We start from the raw sequence: 15,529 nt of genomic DNA on the forward strand, positions 1-15,529 counted from the left end.
TCGGCGATGTGTGCTTGAGACGAGCGCACGTCGCCTTTTTTACTTAAATGCACAATGACCACATCGAGCAAATCTGCCATTCGTATGGATAACAAATATAATACAGCCACTCTTCCCAATGGCCTTCGCATTATTCACCGCAGTTCTTCATCGCCTGTGGTGTACTGCGGTTTCCAAATTAACGCAGGCACTCGCAACGAAACGGAGGGCGAAATGGGCATGGCGCACTTTTGCGAGCATGCTTCGTTTAAGGGAACAAGCAAGCGAACGCCACTTAGTATATTGAATTGCCTAGAAAGTGTAGGTGGCGATCTCAATGCCTTTACAAATAAGGAAGACACCGTTTATTATGCGGCCATTCCCAAAGAGCATGCTTCACGTGCGGTGAAGTTGCTTACTGATATGGTGTTCGACAGTCAATATCCAGCTGCCGAACTGAAAAAAGAAGTGGAAGTGATATGCGACGAGATTGAAAGCTACAACGATTCGCCTGCCGAATTGATATACGACGACTTTGAAAACGCTGTTTTCTCGGGTCATCCGCTTGGCCATAACATCCTTGGAAAGGCTTCTTTGTTGCGCACATACACATCCGAACACGCTAAAGACTTTACCCGTAGGATGTATAGGCCCAGCAACATGGTGTTCTTTGCGTATGGCGAACTAGACTTTCGTTGGCTTGTTCGGTCGTTAAAGAACGCCACCCAGCATTTCCCCAACGCCCTACCGCACATCGATACGCACGAAGGCGAGTCTCTCCCACCCTATCAAGCGAAAGAAATAATACGCAAGATGGACACCCATCAGGCACATGTGATGCTTGGCAATCGTGCTTTTAGCACTTACGATAAGCGTCGCTTGCCCCTCTATTTGGCCAATAATTTGCTTGGCGGACCAGGTATGAACGCACGTCTAAACATCGCCTTGCGCGAACGCAATGGTCTTGTGTACAACGTAGAGAGTAATATGGTGAGTTATGCAGATACTGGCGTGTGGTGCGTTTACTTTGGTTGCGATCCCAAAGACATGCGTCGTTGTCTGCGTTTGGTGAAAAGAGAACTGAACACGCTTATCGAAAAGCCACTATCTGATCGCCAACTGGCGGCTGCCAAAAGACAAATAAAAGGTCAGATATGTGTGGCTTGCGACAACAGAGAAAGCTTCGCGCTCGACTTCGGCAAAAGTTTTCTTCACTTCAATAAGGAGAAACACATCGATAACTTGCTGCAACAGATAGACGCTATCACGGCCGAAGAACTGCAAAACGTGGCTCGCGAGGTGTTTGCCGAAGATAAACTAACCACGCTGATTTATCAGGGAGGGAGTAGTAAGTAGTAAGGGAGAAGTTAAGTAGTTATGGAGTTAAGTAGTTAAGCCAAATGCTTTTTGGCTATTGTCGGATTTTTTCGAATAAGTCCGATTGGTACAAATAGTACGGCTAGCATCAAAATATAGATTTTAATCACCTAACAACAAGGCATATCACTCCCCTCTCCCCTTGGAGAGGGGTTGGGGGTGAGGCTTTTTAATTATATGAACACAACCATCGTTTTTGCCACTAACAACGCACATAAGCTGGAAGAGATACGCCAAATTATGCCTTCCAACCTGCAAGTGCTATCATTAAAAGACATCGGTTGCGGCGTAGACATACCCGAAACAGGCTCTACGTTGCAAGAAAACGCCCTTATCAAGGCACAGTATGTGCTAGAACATTATGGTATGGCATGCTTCGCCGACGACACAGGCTTAGAAGTGTACGCCCTAAACAACGAACCTGGTGTGTATTCGGCACGCTATGCAGGTGGTGAAGGGCACGATAGCGAAGCCAATATGGCCAAATTGCTTTCTCGCTTAGCCGATAACACCCATCGCGAGGCACGTTTTCGCACTGTAATTGCGCTTGTTGCTCCATCTGATAACACGTTGGGCGTAAACGAACCCATGTTTTTCGAAGGCATAGTAGAGGGACATATCGCCACCGAACGCCATGGAACGGAGGGCTTTGGCTACGATCCGCTGTTTGTTCCCAATGGTTACGAAAAGACGTTTGCCGAACTTGGGGCCGACATAAAGAATCAAATTTCGCATCGGGCAAGGGCAGTTGGCAAGCTAGTTCAGTTTCTTAGCAGGTAAGTTTTTGAGTTTCTTAGTAGATAAGTTCTTAGTTTTTTAGGCTTGTGAGCATTTAATTTTGTGGTTGATCGATGAGGTACTGTCGATATATAAACATAGTTTTATACGAATTTACCTCATCTTTGGCTCATAAACTTATTACTTACTAGCTTACTCCTAAAACCTACCTCCTCACAAACTCAGTGCCTTACAAACAATATTTTCCATACGTTTACGTTATAAATTCATGAACTTATATGCTCAAAAGCTTATAAACTTACTTACCCACTTATAAATTCCCACATGCGCAAGTCTTCTATTATTCGTTTGTTTCTCGCCCTATTATTGTGTCTTAGCTTGCCCGCTCACGCCTCCTTATGGCGCAGTTACACGGCATACAGCGAGATAACGCAGGTGCAAAAGGCTGGCAACACGCTTTATGTGTTGGCCTCTAAACGCTTGTTTGCTTATAACACGACCGATAAAAGCATACAAACCTTCGACCGAATAAACGGACTTAGCGACACGCCCATCGCCTTTATCGCATGGAACAATGTGGCTAAGCGACTTGTGGTGGTGTACGATAACCAGAACATCGACTTTGTTATGCCCAATGGCGATGTGCATAACCTATCCGATTACTACCATAAAAGCATGATGGCAGATAAGACGGTGTTTGGCGTTAACACTTATGGCGCCAACACTTATCTCGCTACGGGCTTCGGAATTATAAAGCTCGATGCCCGAAAAATGGAGATTAACGACACGTATAATCTTGGCTTTAAGGTGAATTGGGTGCGCATTGAGGGCAATCGTATTATGGCTTATTCGGATGTTGTGGGATGTTATGCAGCCTCGTTAACGGCTAATCTTAACGATAAAAACAATTGGGTGAGGGTAGGGGCTTATCAAGCCGACCCACAGGCAGCACCCGATGCCAGCCTAATAGCAGCGGCTAGGAAGGCAAACGTAGGCGGACCGCGATATAACAACTTCTATTTCATCAAGCATACTGCAGGCCGATTGTACACCGTTGGTGGTGTATTCGCTTCGGGAGGCACGCAAAAGGGTTATCCCGGATTGGTGCAGGTGCTCGAATCAAATGGTTCGTGGACCTTCTATCAAGATAGTTTGTATGCCACTACGGGCATTGCATTCAACGATATAAACTGTTTGGCGGTAGACCCACTAGACCCTAACCATGTGTTTATAGGTGGCCGACCTGGCTTGTACGAGTTTCAAAACGGACGTTTTAAGACCCTTTACAATCGCGATAATAGTCCTTTGTTGCCCGCTGTGGATGGGGGCGTAGAACTGGATAACAATTATGTCATCGTAAACGCTGTTGATTTTGACGCTCAAGGCAACCTTTGGCTCGCCAATAGTCAAACGCGAAGCCAGTCGTTGCTTACCATTCCGCGAGGCAAACAGATGGAAAGCCGGCATCAAGAACGGCTCATGGCCGATGGGCTTAGCCTGCGAAACATGACGAAGATGTTGGTAGATAGTCGTGGATGGGTATGGTTTTGCAACGACCATTGGATTTTTCCGAGTCTTACCTGTTATAAACCTGCCACTGGCGAATGCACCGTTTACAACACCTTTACCAATCAAGACGGTGTGGCAATACACGTAAACGCCGTTACTTGCGTTACCGAAGACCGTGAGGGAAACCTATGGGTAGGTACCAATGTTGCACCGCTTTACTTGCAAATACGCAATAATCAGGCAGAAAAACATTTCGTTCAGTTTAAGATTCCACGTAACGATGGCACCAACAATGCCGACTATCTGCTTAACGAAGTTCACATAACGCACATTGCCATCGATGGTGCTAACCGCAAATGGATGGGTACGCTAAACGATGGGGCTTACCTGATATCGGCCGACAACTTACAACAGGTGCAGCATTTCACCAGTGCTAACAGTCCATTAATCTCTAATGCGATTAACAGCATCGCCATAAATCCCACAAAAGGCGAGGTGTTTTTCGCCACCGATAACGGCCTTTGCTCTTATCAAGGCGATGCCACCGAGCCACAAACAGGCGATGATAGGGAGGCATACGCCTATCCCAACCCCGTAGAACCAGGCTACAAGGGACTTGTTCGCATTGTTAATCTTTCGCCAAATGCCTATATCAAGATTGTTTCGCCCAACGGAACACTGGTGAAAGAAGGACGAAGCAACGGCGGAATGTTTACTTGGGATGCCACCGATCTTCGCGGACAGCGTGTAGTTAGTGGTGTTTACGTGGTGTTAGAAGCCACCGAAGAGGGTAAAAGCGGTGTGGCTTGTAAGGTGGCAGTGGTTAACTGATAGCTTTTTTCAATGTGTCGATAGATATAAGCGATATTATTTTGCATTGCTTATCGCATAAAATGAATTAATTTTGCATGGTTAAAAGACCTTGTATGTTACAATTTGTAATATAATAATGCATCTTAACATGCGTTTGTAAGAGGTCTGTGTATGTATATAATCATTCATCCATTTGCCCATTTTGCTGGGCGAGCGTTTTTAATCGATAAAGTATGAAAAGTAAAGTAATCGCATTTCTTGAGTTGGCATCTAATCTTCGCCAAACGGGGTTGAACCTCATTCGCGTGGCCATCCTTATTGTATTCGTATGGATTGGTGGCTTGAAGTTTGCCCATTACGAAGCCGATGGCATCGTGCCTTTCGTAGCCAACAGTCCGTTTATGAGTTTCTTCTATGCCAAGGAGGCTCCCGAGTATAAGCAATATAAGAATAAGGAGGGCGAACTGGTGTTGAAAAATCGCCAGTGGCACGAAGAAAACCGCACCTATGTGTTCTCTTATGGTCTTGGCTGCCTTATCATGAGCATCGGTATTTTGGTGTTCTTGGGTATGTTCTCACCCAAAATTGGTATTTTCGGCGAACTGCTCTGTATCATCATGACCTTAGGAACACTATCGTTCCTCATAACAACGCCCGAATGTTGGGTACCCGATTTGGGTAGTGGCGAGCATGGTTTCCCCTTGCTTTCGGGTGCGGGCCGATTGGTCATTAAAGACACCGTGATATTGGCCGGAGCAATAACCCTGCTTTCAGATACGGCAGGCAAGTTGCTCAAACAACTTAAAAAGTAAGTTATCTTCGGGCTTTGGTCCTACTGCATTGCCCTTAGATAACAAATAAAAATGCACCATACGTGCTTTAAAAGGTTTGTTGGTGCACAGCATAACGCGTTCGAGGCCATGTCTCGAACGCGTTTTATTATGGGTTAAATATAAGCGGGGTAGGGACGTTTCCAAACAATTACTTATGTCAATTCGGGATAAGAGAAATTCGTTATCTCAGCTACCGCATAGCGGTTGGTCTGTTGGTAGGGTAGGGAGAGCATGAAAAGACGAACGATGTAGCTATTGGTCTGTTTGCACAGACCATGTTTTTATCAATATATAGTTCACCTTTGACATTCCAAAAGTTAACCCCTTTGTTTACATGATGCTTTTAAATGCGTTGTATCATGTTATCTGGAATCCCATTCCATTTCATCTAGAACCTTGTTCCATCTTATCTGGAACCTTGTTCCAGTTGATATGGAATACTGTTCCATCTAAGCAAAACCAAGGCGTTTTATTATAAAGCTTAATGCAAAGGCTTGCTGGTGGCTTTTCGAACGTTATGCTTTAGCGGTTCGAAATGTTGCAGGAAGCGGTGCAGATTGCTTCACAAACGCCTCTGTTTGTATATTTGTGGCGATATCGGGAGATGGCTTGTGAAGTGGAATAACCCATATAATCTACGCGAGTTTGGGATAAGAGGAATTTGTTATATCAACTACCGCGTAGCGGTTGGTTTGTTGATAGGGCAGGGTTGGGAGCAACGGCGACCTACCCTGCCTAAGTTGTACGTGAGCAAAGCTAGGTCGAAGGCCTTGGTCTTTTTACGTTTGAGCAATCTGTTAGGGGATAAACCAATAGCTAAAAACAATGTCATTCGTCAATTACATTTGCCTTAATATCCGTCTATCGACAGGACAACAGCTGCAGTAAAAGTAAAAAGACCAAGACCTTCGGCCTTGTTTGGTTATGCCATTTGCAAGACAGGGTAGCTCACTTCATTCGCAACCCTGCCCTACCAACAGACCAACCGCTACGCGGTAGTTGGTGATATAGCTATTCGTTTTTATCTAATCTTGCTCAAAAAGCATCGTCTTTTATCCCGAACTCGCGTAACTTAATGGGTTAACGAGTTGATAAGTTAGTAGGCGAAGCCATCTTTTCACCTTTTCACCCTTTCACTTTTTCACCTTTAAAAGCCATCTTTTCACCTTTCTACGCTTTTTTTTTGGCAGAAGAACATAAGGAACATAAAGTGAAAATGACGCTATTATTTCACTTCTATAATGAGCAAGCGTGGTAGGCGTAGCCATCTTTTCACCTTTTCACCCTTTCACTTTTTCACCTTTAAAACTCCCTTTTTCACCTTTCTAATGTGCTTCTAGCCAGTTATTTCCCCATCCGCTATCGGCCACCAAAGGAACATCGAGCGGGTAGGCAGCTTGCATTTCTTCCATAACGATACGTTCAACCTGTTCTTTCTCTGTTGGAAGAACGCTGAAGTTAAGTTCGTCGTGCACCTGCAAAATCATCTTCGAGCGTATGTTTTCACGTTGGAAACGTTGGAAAATACGCACCATGGCCACCTTAATGATGTCGGCAGCCGACCCCTGTATGGGTGCATTGATGGCGTTACGTTCGGCAATTGCGCGCACGGTGGCATTACCGCTGTTGATGTCTGGCAAGTAACGGCGGCGGTGGAAGAATGTTTCCACGTAGCCATTGGCCCTTGCCGTCTCCTTGGCTTGCTCCATATACTGTTGCACTTGCGGAAACATCTTGAAGTATCCATCGATAAGCTGTTTGGCCTCGGCACGCTCGATGTTGAGCCTATCAGCCAAACCAAACACCGTTATGCCGTAAATGATGCCGAAGTTAGCCCGTTTTGCCTTCGTACGTTCATCGCGCGTAACCTCCGAAACAGGCTTATTGTAAATCTTTGCAGCCGTTGCAGCGTGGATGTCGTAACCCTCGCGGAAGGCATCGAGCATGTTGGCGTCCTGACTGAGGTGAGCCATCACGCGCAATTCAATCTGACTATAATCCGCCGAGAAGAACTCGCAGCCCTCTTCGGGAATGAAACACTTGCGTATTTCCTTGCCATCTTCGCCACGAACGGGAATGTTTTGCAGGTTCGGATCGCTTGAAGAGAGTCGCCCCGTGGCTGTAACTGCTTGGTTGAACGATGTATGTATGTGGCTCGTACGTGGGTTTATCAGTTTCGGAAGAGCGTCTACGTATGTGCCGAGCAGCTTTTTCAGTGCACGATAATCTAGAATATGCGCCACGATGGGGTGCTTGGAGCGAAGCGTTTGCAACACCTCTTCGCTGGTGACATACTGTCCTGTCTTGGTTTTCTTGGGCTTATCGATGATTTTCATCTCGCCAAAGAGAATGTCGCCCACCTGTTTAGGCGATGCCACGTTAAACGTTTTGCCTGCCGCTTGGTAGATTTCTTGCTCCAATTGCAGCATGCGTTCGGTGAAAACCTGCGATGTTTCTTTCAGTGCGGCAGTGTCTATGCGCACGCCGTTACACTCCATTTCGGCTAAAACAGGTATCAACGGCATTTCCACTTCATTGAAAAGACGCTCTACGCCAGCCTCAACAAGCTTGGGTTGAAGTACGTTTTTAAGTTGCAGCGTTATGTCGGCATCTTCGCAAGCATAGTTATATACCTCGCTAGGAGCCAGTTCGCGCATGTTTTTCTGTGCCTTACCCTTCGGTCCGATAAGCGCGTCGATGTGCACCGTTTCGTAGTTAAGGTACACTTCGGCCATGAAATCCATGTTATGACGCAGTTCGGGTTGCAGCAGATAATGGGCCACCATGGTATCGAAGAGCGGTCCTTGCAGGGCGACACCATACGAACGAAGCACCTCGAGGTCGTATTTAATATTCTGTCCAACCTTTAAAGTGTTTGGATTTTCGTATATAGCTTTGAACCTATCCACGATGTTTTGCGCCTCATCGGCCTGTTCTGGCACGGGCACATAATAGGCTTTCATCTCTTCTATGGCAAAACTAAGCCCCACCAATTGGGCTTCGATGGCGTTGGTAGATGTTGTTTCGGTGTCGAGGCTTATTACATCGGCAGTCGAAAGCAACGTTACGAGGGCTTGCATGTCGGCCTCGGTCTGTACCAAATGATACTCGTGAGGCGTTGTTTCTATCGTTTGGCGATTGGCCGAAGCAGCAGATTGAGGTTCGAACAAACTGTTGTCGGTCTCTGCCATTGCAGGTTCGTCGAACAAAGAAAGCTGCCTGTTCTCCACCTTTTTAGGCTTTTCGGCCTTGTTGAGCAGGCGTGTGGCAAAGCTCTTAAACTCTAATTCGGTAAATATCTCTTGCAGTTTGGTTGCATCGGGTTCTTTTAGTCGCAGCTGTTCGAGATCTAGTTCTACCGGCACATCTGTGCGGATGGTGGCCAAGAACTTCGACATCTTGATGTCTTCAACGGCTGCCTCCACTTTCTCGCGCATCTTTCCTTTCAGTTGGGCTGTGTTTTTGAGCAGTTGTTCCACAGTTCCGAACTCGTTGATAAGCTTCGATGCCGTTTTTTCGCCTACGCCCGGACAGCCTGGGAAGTTGTCGGCCGAGTCGCCCATCAGTGCTAGGAGGTCGATAACCTGCAAGGGCGAAGAGACGTTGTACTTCTGGTTAACCTCCTCGGGACCCATCGTTTCGTATCCGCCACCATGTCGCGGGCGATACATGTACACGTTAGAGCGCACCAGTTGGGCGTAATCCTTGTCGGGCGTAAGCATGTAAGTATCAACGCCTTGTTGGCCAGCCTTTAGCGCCAGCGTACCAATAACGTCGTCGGCTTCGAACCCATCAACCTGTAACACGGGTATGTGGTAGGCCGTAAGAATGTCTTTGATGATGGGTACAGAGCGCTTAATGTCTTCGGGCGTTTCCTCGCGCTGTGCCTTATACTGTGGAAAAGCTTCGTTTCGAAAGGTTAGTCCGTGGTCGAAAGCTACGCCAATATGCGATGGCTGCTCTTTGGTGAGCACCTCGTTAAGCGTGTTGCAGAAGCCCATAACAGCCGAAGTGTTAAGCCCTTTCGAGTTTATTCGTGGGTTGTTGATGAAGGCGTAATACGAGCGATATATTAAAGCGTAAGCGTCTATGAGGAATAGTTTATCCATAAGTTTTAATTGTTATATCGTGTAAAATTACGAAATAAAATGGGGTTGATAACGATTTATTGTGTAAATTTGTGTCAAATTTGAGATTACATGGATAATTTGTCGACCATACGGACACCTATATACACCGAGTTACAAGACTTTATCGCCCTGTTCGACAAGTCGCTGACCCACGAAGACGGACTGTTGGGCCAGGCCTTAGAGCATGTACGCGCCAAAGGAGGCAAACGCATGCGCCCCATACTTATCTTGCTGATGACTAAAAGCTTCGGCACGGTTACGCCTGTGGCACAATATGCCGCTGTGGGACTTGAACTGCTGCATACGGCTAGCCTTGTGCACGACGACGTGGTGGACGAAAGTGGCGAGCGGCGAGGTCAGGCTTCGGTCAACGCTTCGTATAACAACAAGGTGGCGGTGCTCGTTGGCGACTATATTCTCTCTACGGCCTTGCTTAGCATTGCACGCACCAACGACTGCGACATTGTGTGCGACTTGGCCGAACTTGGTCGTACATTGTCGAATGGCGAGATACTGCAACTAACCAATATCGTTAACACCAACTTCTCTGAAGAGGTGTATTTCGAGGTGATAAGGCAAAAAACGGCTGCCTTGTTCGAGTCGTGTGCCGTGATTGGTGCTAAGGCCGGCGGAGCCGATAAGCAAGCCGTTGAGGCTGCTCGTGCCTTTGGACGCAATGTTGGCATTATCTTCCAAATTCGCGACGACATATTTGATTATTACCAATCGGCCGACTTAGGTAAGCCCACAGGCAACGATATGGCCGAAGGTAAATTAACCTTGCCCGTGCTTTATGCCCTTAACACCACTGGCGATACTCAAATGGCAGCCTTAGCACGCAAGGTTAAGGCGCGTAATGTGTCGGCCGAAGAGATTGCTCAACTGGTGGAATTCACCAAGAACAACGGTGGCATTGCATACGCCGAACGAAAGATGGCCGAATGCCAAGCACTCGCCATAGACTTTATCGACCAATATGTGGCCGACACCCAACTGAAAAACGCCTTGAAAGCATACGTAGATTTTATAATAGATAGAAAAAACTAGCAATGCTTCTGAGTTGTTAGGTTCATGAGTTTATGAGTTATATCGCACTCTTTCGCAAGCAAGAATGCTTACCAACTTATTGCTCTGTATGAACGCTAAGACAGAAAAGCTGGCCAAACACACCAGCTTCTAAACCAACAGACTTCAATAACTAAGTAATAAAACAAAGCCGAAAGGCATCAAATTAACTATTAAATAAAATAACATGAGAGAATTAAGACGCTTTGGGTACCTAGTGTTAGGTGCCTCTTTGGCGTTCGGTGTTGCCGCTTGTGGCTCGTCGAACGATGACAACGGTCCTATTGCTGGCGGAATAGATCCAGGAGATAAGACCGAGATCAACACCGAACTGCCCCCCGAACAGAAAAAGCTAGAGTTGGATAAGACCGCTAAACGGGCTTTGGCAATGATTAAAACCACCGACTTTAACAACCTTGAAAACCTTGCTAACTATGTTAAGGACAACTTAGTAACCGACCACGCCACGGCAAAGATTGACAAGTGGTGGCGCGATAAGCTGAAAAGCTTTTGGACCGACCTTGGTAAACGCGAGAACGACATGAAGGTAATGCAGCGCATGATCGACTTAGCACAGATTAAGGGACACTTTACCGTGGAGAAGGGACAATGGGTTAGAAAAGACGCCGACGACCTCCAGTTCATCTTTAACGATAATAATGGCAAGGAATGTGTGCTTAAACTTGCGCTTTCGGGTAAGCAAACCAATATGTATATGCCTTTCTTGGATGATGAAGAAAGGGAGTATAAGGGCAATGGAAAGTACGATCGCACCAAGATTGAAACCAAATTAAACATCCCCGAACATGCAACGCTTACGCTTACACAAGGCGGAAAGACCTTGCTTACGGGCGTATTGAACACCAAGGTGTCTACAAATGGCACGTTCGACGCGGCAAAAGACAATATCGAAGCCAACTGCAAGCTAGCCATCAACAACTATGTGTTGGAGGTGAAGCAGCTGATGTTCGAGGCTTCGAAGGGTGCAAAGGTTGAGGCTACTGCTACTATTGGCAACCAAAAACTGTTCAACATCATGCTTTCGGTTAACGGACAGGCCACCAACGAACGCATTCAGAGCGTGGGAGAGGTAAATGTAGCTTTCGACGTTTTGGGCGAAGTGCAATTCAAAGGCAAGATAGACGACGGTAGCACCTTTAACAAATCGTTCAAGCCACTGATGCAAGGGGGCACGTTTGGTGACGGGAAGTTTACCTATTATACTGAGAAAGAGTACAAGGGCTTAGTTGAAGAGGCCAATAAGCACCTCAATGCGGGCCTATTCTTAAAGGGTTCAAACAAGCGTAGCGCCAATATCGAACTGGGAGCATTTGCAGAACAAGTGCATGACGACCTCACACTACAGTATAAAGAGATGTGGAAGCCCTATGTTTTGTTGAAGTTTGACGACAAGACAAGCTATGCCTTTAAAGACTATTTCACGAAGGAAAACTTCCCTGATGTGTACAAACAGGCTAGCAAACTAATCGAATCGTTCGAAAGAATGCTTAATAAGTAAACCTATTTTCCATCGCTCAGGACCTTTAGTTTGCCTTGGACGATGCGTATTTATCCAATGATAGAAATGGTATCGAAACGATATTGCCTTGTTAGCACGGCTGTACGAAGGCATGTTTCCCTACCATTTCTATTTTGTTTTAATGCTGCGTGTGTGGCTTTTCACACTTATTGCATGGCCATAACCCACCAAACGCTAAGTCACCCCCTATCATTTTACCCTTAAACCACCATTATTATTCGCCGCTTAACTTATCATATAATGCCCCGAACATGGCTTGCCTTGCTCTTCTTTGCCTCGTTTTTACAGGCCGAAGCACAAACAGCCGACACGCTGAAGACAGCCAACATACGCAATGTGGACGTTGTTGCGCCACGCTTGCGAGGTAAGTTGCGTGCCAATGCCTTAGGGCAAATAACGCTAAACCTCGATTTTCTGAACGACATGCCTAAGCTATTTGGCAATGCCGACCCATTGCGCTATGCCCAATCGTTGCCCAATGTGCAAACCAGTGGTGAACTAGATGCGGGCTTGCACATTGAGGGATGCGACAATGCACACAACGAAATGAGCCTTAACGGCGTGCCTGTGCATAACGCTGCCCATTTGTTAGGCTTCTTTTCGGTGTTTAACGCCAGCCATTATGCACAGATGCGCTTTTCGCCTACAGCCCTTTCGGCAGGTAATGCCAATAGGTTGGGTGGCTTTGTAGACCTTTGTTCGCCCGACACCATTAGCCGTAGGTTTGCCGCTGAGGGTAGTGTGGGACTTATTTCATCGCAAGCCACATTGCGTGTGCCCATCGGTACGAAGTCGGAATTGACGCTTTCGGGGCGCTCGGCCTACATAAACCTGCTTTATCACCAGCTACTTCGCATGCGCGAAATGGCTTTAAAATACGGCTTTTACGATGCAAACCTGACGTGGACTTACTGCCCCGACAGCAACAATACCCTGCGGATAGACTATTATAGCGGACAAGACAATGGCGAATTAAATGACATGGTATCTGTGTATGATGGTAAATTGAAGTGGAATAACTATTTGGGCGCATTGCATTGGACGCGACGCATGGGTAGGGCAACGCTTCAACAAACGGCTTATCTCTCTGCTTATGGCAACGAGTTTTCTACTAGTTTCCAGAACATTCACTTGCGTTTGCCCTCGTCTATCACAGATTGGGGCTACAAGGCACGCTTTTCTCTTGCCCCTTTAAACGTGCATGCCGCTGTGGTTTACCATCGCCTGCGACTTCAATCGCCTGAAGTGAGCGGCGATAGGCAATATAACAGCCCCTCTCAGCAAAAGCAACGCACACTGGAAACATCGCTCGGGGCCGACATCGCTTTGCCCTTGGCCGAGCATTGGCAGTTAACGGGCGGTTTGCGAGCCACTGCATACCGCTCGCCCGATGCTACTTTCTATGGTGTAGACCCTCTTTTGAACGTCGTTTGGCAATCGCCTGTGGGTACGTTTCTCGTTAGTGGGGCTGTAAAACGTCAGTACCTCTTTCGCACGGGCTTCTCTTCGCTCAATCTTCCCAGTGAGTTTTGGCTCTCATCATCGGCTGCCCATCGTCCGCAACGTGCCCTCAACCTCTCTGCCAACTATCGTGTAGCGCTTCTTAGGGGTGCATTACAGCTTACGGCAGGTGTTTATCACAAGTGGCTTTATCGTCAATACGAATATGTTAGTACGCCATTCGATGTTATTTTCAATCCTTCGGCCGATATAAATTTGCGCCTCGTTGAGGGCGAGGGACGCAATTATGGCGCACATGTGATGCTCGAAAAGCGTTCGGGAAAGCTAACGGGATGGGTTAGTTACGCATGGGGTAGGGCGCAACGACGTTATCCAGGTACGTCCTTGCTTGGCGATTACCCTGCTGGTCATGAGCGCATACACGAGCTTAACGCCGTAGCCACCTATCAAATGAGCCCTCGTTGGCGTTTCGGAGCAACGTTGGTGTGGGCTAGTGGCACGCCATTCACTGCGCCCGAGAGCTTTTATCTGATAGACGGCAACCTTGTTTCGCAGTTCGGAGCACACAACGGGGCAAGGCTAGGCACGTATGTGCGGCTCGATTTATCGGCAAATTATCTGCTGTATAGCCGTAATGGGCGCGAGCACGGCCTTAACCTGTCGGTGTATAACGCCAATATGCGACGCAACGACTTGTTTTGGCGCATACGTATAGATGGCGATGGCTATTCGTATAGGCCGATGTCGTTCTTGCCACAGCAAATGCCCTTCCTACCATCCATCAGTTATTTCTTTAAATTTTAGGCTATGTACAGGTTTATGCTCTTGTTATTGTTGGCATGTCTTTGCCTTGGTTGCGAAGAAACCGAGGTGAAACAGGTTCCCCCGCAGCTTGTGGTTGAGGGCTGGATAGATAGTGGTGGCTTCCCCATCGTGAAGCTAACCACCACCGTTCCCGTGTCTAAGCAAGCGCAATCTACCGATTCGCTCGACCGCTTTTTGGTGCGTTGGGCGAAGGTTACGGTGAGTGACGGCACGCGCGAAGTGGTGCTTACGGGTATGCCACGTAGGGATTACTTCCCTCCTTACATATATACCACCTCCGAAATGCGGGGCGAAGTGGGTAAGACTTACACGCTTAAGGTGGACTATCAAAACTTTCATGCCCATGCCGTAACCACTATACCCAAACCTGTAGCCCTTTCACGTATCTCGGCAGAAGAGATACCCTTATATCCTGGATGGTTTAAGCTGCGCATCGACTTTAAAGACGACCCCGCCACAACCGACTATTATAAGGTGTTTGTACGACTTTATGGTGAAAATCAAGACTTTCATTCTACCTACTTCGGCACGTATAACGACCGCCTTTTACCAACACAGGCCTCGCTTTTAGTAGAGAATGCGCGGCAAAACGTTGTCAATCCAACTGCCACTTTCTTTAAGCGCTACGAGATAGTAAACATTAAATTCTGCCATATCGACTCCGTTTCGTACGACTTTTGGAAAAGTATGGACGGCTACCAAAGTGAGGGTCGCAATCCGCTTTTTAACGCCATGCAGAACATCCGCTCGAATATTCAAGGAGGTTTGGGCTATTGGTGTGGCTATGGAGCATCTTATTATGCTTATCAGATTTTAAATTAATCACGCGAATTCAGGGTAAGAAAAATTCGTTATGCCATCAACCGCTAGGCGGTAGTTGATGAGGTAGTCATTCGTTTTTATCTAATCTTTCTCAAAATGCATTGTAGACAATTCGCCAATCCCTCATATTCGCATAGGCCGTTATGAGCTGATTGTTATCCCGAATATACGTATTAATAACCCTTTTATGGTCAACGAGTCAGTACAAAGCCATTTGTAGTGGGGCTACAAGTCGTTTGTAGTCGCACTACAAGTTGTTTGTAGTCACGCTACAATTTGTTTGTAGTGACGCTACAAGCGCTTTGTAGTGTCAGTACAAGATAGCTTGTACTGATGCAAACTGTAGTGTACTGAGATTAGTTGACACTTTTCGTTGTTAAATACTCCTTTGGTTGACAAGAAAAATCCTTATGTTGTATTTAGGTTGTCATGTCCTT

At 46.8% G+C, this 15,529-nt stretch carries 9 protein-coding genes; 8 read left to right on the top strand and 1 reads right to left on the bottom strand.

Translation table 11 applies throughout. From position 1 onward, the window contains the following. Positions 1-54 precede the first annotated feature (54 nt). The 4 genes from F453_RS0113360 (at position 55) to F453_RS0113375 (ending at position 5,228) form a co-directional block, all read left to right on the top strand. A complete protein-coding gene (locus tag F453_RS0113360; RefSeq protein WP_018968459.1) occupies positions 55-1,335 on the top strand; it encodes a M16 family metallopeptidase in 1,281 nt (426 codons plus the stop codon). 198 nt (positions 1,336-1,533) lie between these two features. Next, positions 1,534-2,136, top strand: a complete 603-nt coding sequence (locus F453_RS0113365) for a non-canonical purine NTP diphosphatase (protein WP_018968460.1) — start codon at positions 1,534-1,536, stop codon at positions 2,134-2,136. Between the two features lie 282 nt (positions 2,137-2,418). Then, a complete protein-coding gene (gene porZ / locus F453_RS0113370) occupies positions 2,419-4,434 on the top strand; it encodes a type IX secretion system anionic LPS delivery protein PorZ (protein ID WP_018968461.1) in 2,016 nt (671 codons plus the stop codon). Positions 4,435-4,649: 215 nt separating this feature from the next. Next, entirely contained in the window at positions 4,650-5,228 is a 579-nt protein-coding gene (locus F453_RS0113375; RefSeq protein WP_018968462.1) for a DUF417 family protein, read from the top strand. A gap of 1,346 nt (positions 5,229-6,574) precedes the next feature. On the opposite strand, the gene polA is transcribed toward F453_RS0113375, so the two are convergent. Further along, positions 6,575-9,358, bottom strand: coding sequence for a DNA polymerase I (gene polA / locus F453_RS0113380; RefSeq protein WP_018968463.1), 2,784 nt, complete (start codon positions 9,356-9,358; stop codon positions 6,575-6,577). Between the two features lie 90 nt (positions 9,359-9,448). Here polA and F453_RS0113385 point away from each other — a divergent pair, with 90 nt between their 5' ends. The 4 genes from F453_RS0113385 (at position 9,449) to F453_RS0113400 (ending at position 15,092) form a co-directional block, all read left to right on the top strand. Continuing rightward, on the top strand, positions 9,449-10,426 hold the full coding sequence (locus tag F453_RS0113385; protein WP_018968464.1) for a polyprenyl synthetase family protein: 978 nt from the start codon (positions 9,449-9,451) through the stop codon (positions 10,424-10,426). A gap of 205 nt (positions 10,427-10,631) precedes the next feature. After that, positions 10,632-11,963: a hypothetical protein gene (locus F453_RS0113390; protein ID WP_018968465.1), complete on the top strand. Its 1,332-nt coding sequence runs from the start codon at positions 10,632-10,634 to the stop codon at positions 11,961-11,963. Positions 11,964-12,224: 261 nt separating this feature from the next. After that, a complete protein-coding gene (locus tag F453_RS0113395) occupies positions 12,225-14,249 on the top strand; it encodes a TonB-dependent receptor (protein ID WP_018968466.1) in 2,025 nt (674 codons plus the stop codon). A gap of 15 nt (positions 14,250-14,264) precedes the next feature. Further along, positions 14,265-15,092 carry a DUF4249 domain-containing protein gene (locus tag F453_RS0113400; RefSeq protein ID WP_018968467.1) on the top strand — a complete coding sequence of 276 codons (828 nt, stop codon included), beginning with the start codon at positions 14,265-14,267 and terminating at the stop codon, positions 15,090-15,092. The last annotated feature ends 437 nt before the right edge of the window (positions 15,093-15,529 follow it).

The organism is Hoylesella loescheii DSM 19665 = JCM 12249 = ATCC 15930 (assembly GCF_000378085.1).
Classification (GTDB): Bacteria; Bacteroidota; Bacteroidia; order Bacteroidales; family Bacteroidaceae; genus Prevotella; species Prevotella loescheii.

Bases quoted from the DNA above. Each gene is read 5' to 3' on its own strand.
- F453_RS0113375 (WP_018968462.1), top strand. From the start codon at position 4,650: ATGAAAAGTAAAGTAATCGCATTTCTTGAGTTGGCATCTAATCTTCGC.
- polA (WP_018968463.1), bottom strand. From the start codon at position 9,358: ATGGATAAACTATTCCTCATAGACGCTTACGCTTTAATATATCGCTCG.
- F453_RS0113360 (WP_018968459.1), top strand. From the start codon at position 55: ATGACCACATCGAGCAAATCTGCCATTCGTATGGATAACAAATATAAT.
- F453_RS0113395 (WP_018968466.1), top strand. From the start codon at position 12,225: ATGCCCCGAACATGGCTTGCCTTGCTCTTCTTTGCCTCGTTTTTACAG.
- F453_RS0113365 (WP_018968460.1), top strand. From the start codon at position 1,534: ATGAACACAACCATCGTTTTTGCCACTAACAACGCACATAAGCTGGAA.
- F453_RS0113390 (WP_018968465.1), top strand. From the start codon at position 10,632: ATGAGAGAATTAAGACGCTTTGGGTACCTAGTGTTAGGTGCCTCTTTG.
- F453_RS0113400 (WP_018968467.1), top strand. From the start codon at position 14,265: ATGCTCTTGTTATTGTTGGCATGTCTTTGCCTTGGTTGCGAAGAAACC.
- F453_RS0113385 (WP_018968464.1), top strand. From the start codon at position 9,449: ATGGATAATTTGTCGACCATACGGACACCTATATACACCGAGTTACAA.
- porZ (WP_018968461.1), top strand. From the start codon at position 2,419: ATGCGCAAGTCTTCTATTATTCGTTTGTTTCTCGCCCTATTATTGTGT.